Origin of the sequence: Staphylococcus sp. GDY8P54P, assembly GCF_017892645.1 — a bacterium.
Classification (GTDB): Bacteria; Bacillota; Bacilli; order Staphylococcales; family Staphylococcaceae; genus Staphylococcus; species Staphylococcus ureilyticus.
The window spans coordinates 188,691-200,263 of the sequence record NZ_JAESLN010000009.1 but is presented as its reverse complement, the minus strand read 5'-3'; the positions used below and the strand labels follow the sequence as shown (position 1 = coordinate 200,263).

The 11,573-nt window shown below is 31.6% G+C and carries 10 protein-coding genes; 6 read left to right on the top strand and 4 right to left on the bottom strand.

What is annotated here, in order from left to right:
• Position 1 precedes the first annotated feature (1 nt).
• The 3 genes from KA883_RS04680 (at position 2) to KA883_RS04670 (ending at position 2,782) form a co-directional block, all read left to right on the top strand.
• The gene (locus KA883_RS04680) at positions 2-1,141 is read left to right on the top strand and encodes a DUF418 domain-containing protein (protein WP_046208039.1); all 1,140 of its coding nucleotides are present in this window, start codon (positions 2-4) and stop codon (positions 1,139-1,141) included.
• A gap of 119 nt (positions 1,142-1,260) precedes the next feature.
• On the top strand, positions 1,261-2,166 hold the full coding sequence (locus KA883_RS04675) for a fumarylacetoacetate hydrolase family protein (protein ID WP_046208040.1): 906 nt from the start codon (positions 1,261-1,263) through the stop codon (positions 2,164-2,166).
• A gap of 226 nt (positions 2,167-2,392) precedes the next feature.
• Entirely contained in the window at positions 2,393-2,782 is a 390-nt protein-coding gene (locus KA883_RS04670) for a YisL family protein (protein WP_046208041.1), read from the top strand.
• Between the two features lie 63 nt (positions 2,783-2,845).
• Here the strand turns inward: KA883_RS04670 and KA883_RS04665 are convergent, their stop codons facing one another.
• Both KA883_RS04665 and KA883_RS04660 read right to left on the bottom strand, forming a co-directional pair.
• On the bottom strand, positions 2,846-4,168 hold the full coding sequence (locus tag KA883_RS04665; RefSeq protein ID WP_046208042.1) for a CoA-disulfide reductase: 1,323 nt from the start codon (positions 4,166-4,168) through the stop codon (positions 2,846-2,848).
• Between the two features lie 28 nt (positions 4,169-4,196).
• Positions 4,197-5,039 (bottom strand): Cof-type HAD-IIB family hydrolase, encoded by an 843-nt coding sequence (locus KA883_RS04660; protein WP_046208043.1) that lies wholly within the window; start codon positions 5,037-5,039, stop codon positions 4,197-4,199.
• A 113-nt stretch (positions 5,040-5,152) separates the two neighbouring features.
• On the opposite strand from KA883_RS04660, the gene KA883_RS04655 reads away from it, so the two are divergent.
• Together KA883_RS04655 and KA883_RS04650 are read left to right on the top strand one after the other, a co-directional pair.
• Entirely contained in the window at positions 5,153-5,461 is a 309-nt protein-coding gene (locus KA883_RS04655; protein ID WP_019469047.1) for a metal-sulfur cluster assembly factor, read from the top strand.
• Between the two features lie 231 nt (positions 5,462-5,692).
• Complete coding sequence (locus KA883_RS04650; RefSeq protein ID WP_046208044.1) at positions 5,693-7,516, top strand: acyltransferase family protein; 1,824 nt, start codon at positions 5,693-5,695, stop codon at positions 7,514-7,516.
• A 171-nt stretch (positions 7,517-7,687) separates the two neighbouring features.
• Here the strand turns inward: KA883_RS04650 and KA883_RS04645 are convergent, their stop codons facing one another.
• Positions 7,688-8,107, bottom strand: coding sequence for a nuclear transport factor 2 family protein (locus KA883_RS04645; RefSeq protein ID WP_046208045.1), 420 nt, complete (start codon positions 8,105-8,107; stop codon positions 7,688-7,690).
• A gap of 318 nt (positions 8,108-8,425) precedes the next feature.
• Here KA883_RS04645 and clpB point away from each other — a divergent pair, with 318 nt between their 5' ends.
• The gene (gene clpB, locus KA883_RS04640) at positions 8,426-11,035 is read left to right on the top strand and encodes an ATP-dependent chaperone ClpB (protein ID WP_046208046.1); all 2,610 of its coding nucleotides are present in this window, start codon (positions 8,426-8,428) and stop codon (positions 11,033-11,035) included.
• Positions 11,036-11,289: 254 nt separating this feature from the next.
• Here clpB and KA883_RS04635 read toward each other — a convergent pair whose 3' ends face one another.
• Positions 11,290-11,484, bottom strand: coding sequence for a YjzD family protein (locus tag KA883_RS04635; protein WP_046208047.1), 195 nt, complete (start codon positions 11,482-11,484; stop codon positions 11,290-11,292).
• Positions 11,485-11,573 lie beyond the last annotated feature (89 nt).

Sequence of the window (11,573 nt, the reverse complement as noted above, 5' to 3'; positions counted from 1 at the left end):
AGTGTCGACACAACAGAGAATATTCGAACTGGATGCTTTACGTGGATTCAGTTTGTTAGGTATTGTATTGATGAATATATTGACATTTAGTATGCCATATGAGGAATCATTTTTACCGGATTTAGTGAAAGGGATAGATCAAAGTATATTAAGAGTTATTACACTGTTTGTAATCAGTTCTTTTTATCCTATTTTCACCTTTTTATTTGGTTATGGTTTAGCCATTATGTACAAACATAGTCAGAGAAGAGCGATGAAATATTATCCCTTTATTTATAGAAGATTAACTTTTTTATTAATATTAGGTGCATTACACGGTTTTTTACTATTTTCAGGAGATATTTTGTTCAGTTATGCATTTACAGGGATGATTGCAGTATTATGTATTAAAAAAAGTAGCAAGAAACTCTTTAAAATAGGTGTTATTTTATATGCAATAAAAGTATTTATCTTAATTTTACCTACTTTTTTAGTAACATACTTAGATGATCCATATAGTACTATTAATATAAGCGGATTTAATGTTTCTGAAATCGTCAATCTAAAGCAAAGTGGCGAATATTTTAACTATTTAAAAGTAAATGTTGTAGAAAACACCTATAATATTATAGATACAATAACTTTTTCTGCATATTTTGAATTTTTACCGTATGTGTTTTTAGGAATGGCAGCACAAAAATACAACTTGGTTGAAAAGGTACAATTCGCACAAAATCGTCATCGTCACGTTTTATATGCATGCCTTATGTTAATTGTTGGATACGCTTTTAAAATGCCATATGTAGTGGACATTGGAAACCAAGCTTTTGCAATCATTAGTGCTATGATTGGTGGGCCACTTGTAGCGTTTGGCTACATATTATTATTTATCTATTGTTGTCGATTTAAGCAATTTTCCAAAACCGTAAATATCTTTAAATACCCAGGAAAATTGAGTCTAACAGTATACTTAATGCAAAGTTTTATTTTTACATTTATTTATGTAGGTTTAGGTTTATATAATAAGTTACCACTGTATGAATCTTATTTAATCGTATTGGTTGTATATAGCTTACAACTAATTTTCTGTTATGTGTATCTGAAATTTTATAGATACGGCCCTATTGAATGGTTGTGGCGTAAAGTGACTTATTTAAAATAGCGATACAAAATTATGTCTATGTTTATTGAATTTTTTGAAAATAATGGGTATTTATTTGTGATTTGTTACTAAATATAGTTATAATATGTAATAAGATAAAGATGAGGAGCTGATATTGAATGAAATTTCTATCATTCAGACATAATGAACAGACATCTTATGGTGTGAAAGTTAAAAGAGAAGAAGCTGCTTGGGACTTGAAAAAAGTCTTTGCAGATTTTGCGGAAGGGGACTTTCATCCTAAGACATTATTGAATGGTCTTCAACAAAATCAAATATTAGATTTCCAAGAACAGGTTCGTAAAGCAGTCGTAGCGGCAGAAGATAGTGGTAGAGGTGAAGAATATAAAGTCGCATTTGCAGATATTGAATTTTTGCCACCGGTCACGCCAACAAATAATGTGATTGCTTTTGGACGTAATTATCAAGACCATGCTAGTGAATTAAATCATGAGGTACAGCGTTTATACGTCTTCACAAAAGCAGCTTCATCGTTAACTGGTGATAATAGTGTAATACCAAATCATAAAGATATTACAGATCAGTTAGATTATGAAGGTGAGCTAGGTATTGTGATAGGTAAATCTGGTGAGAAAATTCCTAAAGCTTTAGCACTTGACTATGTATATGGCTATACAATCATTAATGATATCACTGACCGCAAAGCCCAAAATGAACAGGATCAAGCATTCTTATCTAAAAGTTTAACTGGTGGTTGCCCAGTTGGTCCATATATAGTAACTAAAGATGAATTACCTACACCTGAAGATGTAAATATTGTAACTAAAGTAAACAATGAAATTCGTCAAGATGGTAATACAGGAGAAATGATTCTTAAAATCGATGAATTGATTGAAGAGATTTCGAAATATGTAGCATTACATCCTGGTGATATTATTGCTACTGGTACACCAGCTGGTGTGGGGGCAGGTATGACACCGCCTAAATTTTTACAACCAGGTGATGAAGTAAAAGTAACGATTGATAATATTGGTACTTTAACAAATGTCATAGCAGAAAAATAATTATAAACGAATTAGGCTAATTATAATAAGTTAGCCTAATTTTTTTGATACAAAGTAATGATGTTGCTATAAATTGAAAATGAAGATAAAATGTGAAGTGCAGAACTTTTTTTGAAAAATATTTACTTTTTCAGTATGATTAAAAAAGTACGCTTTTAATTTTATAATTAAAAGTAACAATGTATTGATATTTTTATAAAGTAAAAATAGTGTGGGGGTATTAAATATGTTACATATGCATATTGCAAGTTGGGTATTGCTAATTATCTTGTTTTTCGCTGCTTATTTTAATTTCTCAGAAAAGCAAGGTGCGACACCTTATTTTAAACCAATTCATATGTTATTAAGGTTATTCATGGTTTTAGTCTTAATTTCAGGATTCTGGATTTGGATTCAAGCATTTGGTGATGGAAATTCAGGCGGGCACATGTTATTAACATTGAAAATGATTTGTGGTGTGGCTGTCGTAGCATTAATGGAAGTTACAGTTACAAAACGAAAAAAAGGACAAGCAAGTCATGGTATGATGTGGAGCACAATTGCAGTTATTATAATCACTATCATTATTGGGGTTATTTTACCGCAAGGCCCAATCACACAAATGTTTGGTATGTAATATAAAAAGCGGAGACATTAAGCTGTCTCCGCTTTTTATTTTCACGTATTAAATTAGCTGAAATTATTTGTTGCGCGCTTTATAACCAATCATATTGATGATATCTTTTGGTCGACTATAAGGCGGGGCATAGGAAACTTCGAACTCAGTAAGTTCATCTATTGTCAACTTATGCAACATTGCCATAGATAAAACATCTATACGTTTATCTGCACCATTTTTTCCTACTGCAGCAGCTCGAATAATGCGTCTGCTTGATTTATCGAAATAAACACGTAAATGTAACTTAGTATTTCCTGGGTAATAGCCCGCGTGTTCTCCTTGGTTAGCTTCTACCATTATGTAATCAAAGTTATCTAATTCTTGTGGTGTTACGCCAACGCTGGCAAACGTATAATCAAAGAATTTTACAATATTTGCACCCAAGTAACCTTTAAAGTGTATAGATGCATTGCCAGCTAGTTGTTCTGCTATAATACTCGCTGCTCTATGAGCACCCCATGCTAATGGTACGTGTGCATTTAAGTCCACATGACGATAATGTGAAGTAATAATATCACCTAAAGCATAAATGTTATCAATGTTAGTTTGGAACTGATCGTTTACTGGAATATAACCCTTACTGTCTAAACTTACATTTGATGATTGAATAAATTCGGAATTAGGTTTTACTCCAACCCCTTCAATAATCAAATCATAGTTTTCAACTTTACCAGATTTGAAATGAACTGTATTACCATCCACTGATTCAATTTCTTCATTTAAACGATAATTGATATCTCTCGCTTCCATTTCATCAAAAATGGGTTGATTCATATCGCTATCCATTAACTTGTTTACATGAGTTGAACGGTGTATCAATGTGCTTTCGATACCTCTATGGTGTAAATTGTCTAATATTTCTAAACCTATATATCCTGCACCAACGACAAGGGCAGTTTTAACGTTTTGCTGTTCTATAAATTTTTCAATGGCATCAGTATCTTCCATATTTCTTAATGTAAAACTGATATCACTGTTTAAGTTTAAAGTATTTGCACTGCACCCTGGACTTAAAATTAAAGTGTCATAATCTTCTTCAAACGTTGTATTGTCACGCTTGTTATAAACAGTAATTGTTTGCGCTTTGTCATTAATTGCAGTTACCTCGTGATAAGGTTTAACAACAATTTTTTTAGAATCATAGAAAGACTCGGGTGTAGCTTCTAATACTTTGTCTCTTGAATCTACGACATTTCCTAAATAATAAGGAAGTGCACAGTTAGCAAAACTCATATCTCTATCTTTTTCAAAAACAGTTATTTCACTCTCATGGTCTAGTCTTCTGATTTGGCTAGCAACGGTTGCACCTCCAGCAACAGCACCCACCACTACAATTTTATTCATAGTATATTGCCCCCTATAAATTTAGTGTTTAAATATGTGATTCTACTACTGTTTCATACGATATATTTAAATGAAAGAAATCGTTTAAATAGCGACCAATGCCATCTTCATTATTTGAATAAGTCACATGATTGGCTACATGTTTTAGTTCATCTAAACCATTTCCCATAGCAATACCATGTTTGGCATATTTTATCATTTCTAAGTCATTATCTTCATCGCCGAATGCAATAATATGGTTTCTGTCTACATCTAAATAAGTTTTCACATAATCTATGCCTCTAGCTTTACTAATTCCTTGTTTTACGATTTCGATTACTGGGAAAGGTGAGCCCCATCTTCGGTGTTCAATATTTTCTGCATAGAAACGGGTTAGCATTTGTTTGATTCTAGGAATCATAAATTCTTCAGCTTCAACTAAAATGGAAGTAGGCGATTCATTTAAGGAGTAAAGTAAGTCACCAGTTTCAATTTTAGGATTTCCCATTGAAAAACCATCGAATAATTTTTGGTCAAAATTATTTAAAAAAACATAATCTTTTACTTCAGCAATAATATTGGAGACACCAAAGTTGTTCAGTGATTGAATGATCTCATGTGATAAGTCTAAATCCAGTACTTCATGTTTATTTTGGAAATGATCATCTTTTGGATGGTGAACGAATGCACCATTAAAGTTAACTACAGGAGTATCCATATTTAGTTCATGGTAATAAATTTGACTGGCTCTGTATGGTCTGCCTGTTGCTATCATTAGTTTGTGTCCTTGCTTTTGCAATGTAGTTAAAACCTTTTTTGTATAAGGTGTAATTTTCTTGTCATCGTTTAATAGTGTTCCGTCTAAGTCTAAACAAATTAAATAAGAACTCATGTAAATCTCCTTTGAATTTAATAAATGATGTATGAACATCATAGCATTTTATTGGCGTTTTGTAAGATATTTGATATATTGTTAGTATGATTAAATACGAAGAGGTGAAAAGTATGGACGAAGGATTAAAAGATAGCATACTAAATGCTTTAGAGATGGTCATAGACCCTGAGTTAGGAATCGATATTGTAAACTTAGGTTTAGTATATAACGTAGATGTTGATGATGAAGGTTTATGTACAGTGGAAATGACGTTAACTTCTATGGGTTGTCCGCTTGGACCGCAAATTATGAACCAAGTAAAAATGGTCTTAGCAGAAATTCCAGAGATTTCAGATACAGAAGTAAATATTGTTTGGAGTCCACCATGGAGTAAAGAAATGATGTCACGCTATGCAAAAATAGCGCTAGGCATAGGTTAATATATAGATTAGAGAACTAGTTTAAGTAACAATGCGATGAGATACGTATTGCTAACTTAAGCTAGTTTTTTTATTTAAACAACATATACCCACTTTGTGTCAGGCTATTTTAAAATTATTTATTTCTATCGCTCAATTCATTAAAATAATTGCAGTTGTATTACATTAGTATTACAATGGCTAGGTGAATAAAATAGATGTTTATGTAATTTTAGGAAAGTTTGTGGGAAAATGAACAATAATCTTGAAAATTGTCGTGTGAAACGTAGCACGCGATACATGCCAGGTTTAGATGGTTTAAGGGCAATTGCAGTGATTGGTATTATTATTTACCATCTAAATAAGCAATGGTTAACCGGTGGGTTTTTAGGTGTTGATACATTTTTTGTTATTTCGGGATATTTAATTACTAGTTTACTGTTAAATGAATATGAAGAAACAGGGATAATTAATTTAAAAAACTTTTGGATAAGACGTTTTAAAAGATTGATACCTGCAGTATTAACTTTAGTATTTGTTGTCATTGTGGTAACACTGGTATTAAAACCAGACGAAATTATTAATATTAAAAAAGATGCAATAGCAGCAATTTTTTACTTTTCAAATTGGTGGTACATCGCTACAGATGTCAATTATTTTGAACAATTTGCTTTCATGCCATTAAAACATTTGTGGTCTTTAGCAATTGAAGAGCAATTTTACATAGTTTTTCCAATTCTTTTTATATTCCTTTTATTAGCTTTTAAAAAATATCGTAATGTTGTTTTGATATTTTGGATTATTTCGTTAATTTCTTTACTAGTGATGATAAGCATTTCACAACCACATATGTCTCATTCTCGAGTTTATTTTGGTACAGATACAAGACTTCAAACTATGTTATTAGGCGTCATATTAGCGTTTTTATGGCCTCCGTTTAAGTTGAAAAAACATCCGAAAAAGACATTAACGCATATCATAGATGGTATTGGTGTTTTTGGTATTTTCATCTTGCTTTTACTTTTTTATAAAGTTAATGATAATAGCGATTGGATTTATAATGGTGGTTTTTATTTAATATCTGTAATGACATTATTTGTCATAATGAGTGTTGTTCATCCATCAGGTTACTTTGCTAAAGTCATAGGAAATCCTATTTTTGTTATGATAGGTAAAAGGTCCTATAGCTTATATTTATGGCATTTTCCAGTGATTAGTTTTGTACATTCATATTATGTTGATGGACAATTACCGAGTTATGTGTACTTATTAGATATCATATTGACAATTATTTTAGCAGAATTATCGTATCGTTATATTGAAACGCCTTTTAGAAAAAAAGGTTTCAAAGCACTTTCTATAAAATTAAACAAAAAAATACCATTAGTGAGAACAGCTATTTTATTAATTTTTATGATTCCAAGTTCATTTGTTTTAGCTGGTAGCTTTGATAAATTAGGGAAAGATATGGTTTCAGATAAAAAAACTACGTTTAAGACTAATGAATTTGATAAACAAATAGTGAGGCCTATACCAATTGATGATGTAAACTTTTTTGGTAAATCAAATGCTAAAAAAACCTCCAAATCAGAAGTTTTTACAAATATTAAACCACTGCTCATTGGTGACTCAGTGATGGTTGATATTGGTGAGAATTTTAAAAAAAGGGTGCCCAATGCACAAATTGATGGTGAGGTTGGTCGTAATCTTTACGATGTCGCTCCACTTGTAGAAAAACATTATCATTCGTTTAATAAAAAATCAGATAAAATTGTACTAGAGCTTGGTACAAATGGAGATTTTAGTAAAGAACAATTAGATACGTTAATCAATAAATTCGGGAATGCTCAAATTTATTTAGTGAATACGAGAGTTCCGAGAAGTTATGAAGGCCATGTGAATAAATTGATGACAGATGCTGCACACACACACAAGAATGTAACGCTTGTTGATTGGTACAAACGCTCTGAAAATCATACAGAATACTTTGCACCAGACGGTATTCATTTAGAACCAAAAGGTGTAGAGGCATTGACGGATGAAATTTTAAAACATATAGCTAGCAATGCAAAATAAATTAAAAACTTAGAGAAATATGAAATCAATGAAGCTTAACTAACAAGTAAACGCCAATTTTTGTTAAAATTGGCGTTTACTTTGCTTTTGAACATCTATAAAGAAAACTGTCATTTGAAGATGTACTTTAAATGACATATATTTACCATTGATGAATTAGCATAGTTGATATTAATACTTTCTATCTTGTTTCTTGATTGGGTAATCGTTTGCGCTCATATCCCTTCTAGTCATGAGTCCATGGCTATTAAATTCCCAATGTTCATTACCATGGGTACGCATCCATTGAGTTGTTGAAGCATCATACCATTCATACTCAAATCTAACTGAAATACGGTTATCGGTGTAACACCATAATTCTTTCATCAATTTGTAATGAAGTTCTTTATTCCATTTTCTATATAAAAAAGATTTGATTGCTTCTCGGCCTTCAAAAAACTCATTACGATTTCTCCATTGTGAATCAAGTGTATAAGCGAGACATACTTTTTCAGGATCTTTAGTATTCCATGCATCTTCCGCCAATTTAACTTTTTCTAAAGCTGTCTGTTTATTAAACGGCGGCGTTGGCTTTTTGATTACATCTTTCATATAGATAACCTCCAATCTTGTATATTTACAATAATGCTAACATAGCTTTAAAGTAATGAGGAATGTCCTATTGTTGAAAATATAAATATTGCTATAGAATTTAATAGCTTTATATTATTTATCTAGATGTTTTAACATATATGTATCTGGTAAAAGTTATGATATAGTAAGCGTTCAAAACTTATAAAAAATAATTGAAAAACCAACCCTTTATTGTTGATTATTGCCGAGTAGCGTAATATAATATAAATAAGGTCAAAGAAAGTCAAAGTCAAACTTACTTTATTGATCAATCATTAAATGGTGAGGTGAATCAATTTGGATATCAATCAAATGACCTATGCAGTCCAAAGTACATTACAAAATGCTATTGAACTGGCTAAAATAAATGAAAATCAAAATATTGAAATTGAAGCTGTATTATCAGCGGCATTAACAGAAAGTGAAAGTTTATTTAAAAGTATTTTTGATAGAGCGCATATAGACACTGATAAATTAGATCAATCATATAAAGAAAAGCTTAAAAAATATCCATCCGTTCAAGGAGATAATGTCCAATATGGCCAATATATAAGCCAAAATGCTAACAATTTATTAAATAAAGCTGAATCTTATATGAAAAAATATGAAGATGAATATATATCTATGGAACACATCGTATTAGCTGCTATTGATATAGATGATACGACTAAACAATTTGTAGCAAATAAAAAAGAAGTTATTGAAGAAATTATTAAAAAAGTTAGAGGGGGCAGTCACGTGACATCACAAAATCCAGAAGCAAATTATGAAGCTTTAGAAAAATACGGTCGTGACTTAGTTGAAGAAGTACGTCAAGGAAATATGGACCCTGTCATTGGTCGTGACGAAGAAATTCGTAATTCAATCCGTATATTAAGTAGAAAAACTAAAAATAATCCTGTTTTGATTGGTGAACCAGGTGTAGGTAAAACAGCAATCGTCGAAGGGTTAGCGCAACGTATCGTTCGTAAAGATGTGCCAGAATCATTGTTAGATAAAACAATTTTTGAACTTGATTTAAGTGCACTTGTGGCTGGAGCTAAATATCGAGGAGAATTCGAAGAAAGATTGAAAGCAGTACTTAAAGAAGTCAAAGACTCTGACGGCAGAATTATTTTGTTTATTGATGAAATTCATATGCTTGTAGGTGCTGGTAAAACTGAAGGGGCTATGGATGCAGGTAATATGCTTAAACCGATGTTAGCTCGTGGTGAACTACATTGTATTGGTGCGACTACATTAAATGAATATAGAGAATATATTGAAAAAGACTCAGCTTTAGAGCGTCGTTTCCAAAAAGTAAATGTATCTGAGCCTAATGTAGAAGATACAATTTCTATCTTACGTGGTTTGAAAGAACGTTACGAAGTATATCACGGTGTTCGTATACAAGATAAAGCATTAGTAGCAGCAGCTGAATTATCAGATCGGTATATTACAGATCGATTCTTACCGGATAAGGCAATAGATTTAGTAGACCAAGCATGTGCGACGATACGTACTGAAATGGGCTCAAATCCAACAGAATTAGATCAAGTGAATCGTCGTGTTATGCAGCTGGAAATTGAAGAGTCGGCATTGAAAAATGAATCTGATAATGCTAGTAAACAGCGTTTACAAGAGCTACAAGAAGAACTAGCGAACGAAAAAGAAAAACAAAGTTCTATTCAATCACGTGTTGAAGAAGAAAAAGAAAAAATAGCTAAGTTGCAAGAGAAACGTTCAGAATTAGATGAAAATCGAAAAGCTTTAGAAGATGCTGAAAACAACTACAATTTAGAAAAAGCAGCGGAATTACAGCACGGTAAAATTCCACAATTAGAAAAAGAATTACGTGAACTAGAAGATGCTTTCCAAAATGAACAAAATGAAGACAATGACCGCATCATTCGTGAAATTGTTACCGATGAAGAAATTGGTGATATTGTTAGTTCTTGGACAGGCATTCCAGTATCAAAATTAGTTGAAACTGAAAGAGAAAAACTCTTGAACTTATCTGATATACTTCATGAACGTGTTGTGGGACAAGATAAGGCTGTAGATTTGGTTGCAGACGCAGTTGTCAGAGCACGTGCTGGAATTAAAGATCCTAACAGACCCATTGGCAGCTTCTTATTCCTAGGCCCAACTGGTGTGGGTAAAACAGAATTAGCGAAATCTTTAGCATCAACTTTATTTGATTCAGAAAAACATATGATTCGTATTGATATGAGTGAATATATGGAAAAACATTCTGTCTCACGTTTAATAGGTGCGCCTCCAGGTTATGTTGGACATGAAGAAGGCGGTCAACTGACTGAATCAGTACGACGTAATCCTTATTCAGTCATTCTGTTAGACGAAATAGAAAAAGCACATTCAGATGTGTTCAATGTGTTGCTTCAAATATTAGAAGAAGGTCGTTTAACTGATTCACAAGGTCGAGAAGTAGACTTTAAAAATACAATTATTATCATGACGAGTAATATAGGTTCACAAATTTTATTAGAAAATGTAAAAGATACAGGTGTAATAACTGAATCAACAGAAAAAGCAGTTATGAATAGTTTAAATCAATACTTCAAACCTGAAATCATTAATCGTATGGATGATATCGTATTATTTAAACCATTATCTGTAAATGATATGAGTTTAATTGTTGATAAAATTTTAACACAATTAAACATTAGACTGATGGAACAACGTATTTCAATTGAAGTTTCTGACAAAGCTAAGACTTGGTTAGGTGAAGAAGCATATGAACCACAATTTGGTGCAAGACCACTTAAAAGATTTGTTCAAAGACAAATTGAAACACCACTTGCACGCAAAATGATTAGAGAAAATCTACCGGAAGGTACGTTAATAAAAATAGATTTATCTGATGATGGTTTAACATTTGAAGAAATTAAACCAGAAATGATATAAGAAGAAATAAATAGAAAATAGTGTTTGCGCATCATCGCTATTAAAATATGCCCATAAATGATTTGGAGAAATTCATTTATGGGCTACTATTATATTAATGTTGGATTAATTAAAAAGTTAGTACATTTAAAATCTTAGAAATTTTTATAGCAAAAAGGCAATCTCTAAATTGATAACTTAGAGATTGCCTTTTTAAATTCGTTCGAGATATTTTCGTTTCGAACGCTTCTTAAAAATGTGTATGCGATAAATAATTAGTGTTGTTCTTTCGTTTCATGCTTTGAAGGTTTAATAATCAAGTCAAATAATACGACAATGATTGTAAATACAATAGCACCAATAATAGGGGTGATCAAATTAAGTGCGCCCCCACCTGAAAGACTGTTAAGCACGAAATTTACCATTTGTAATAAGACAATAGACCAAAATAACACTGCGAGGTATTTCATTATGTAATGCCTCCAATTTAATATATATACATTTATTATAAATAAGAATGTGATATTTGTATAGTAGTAAGTTATAAAGTGTAGATTTT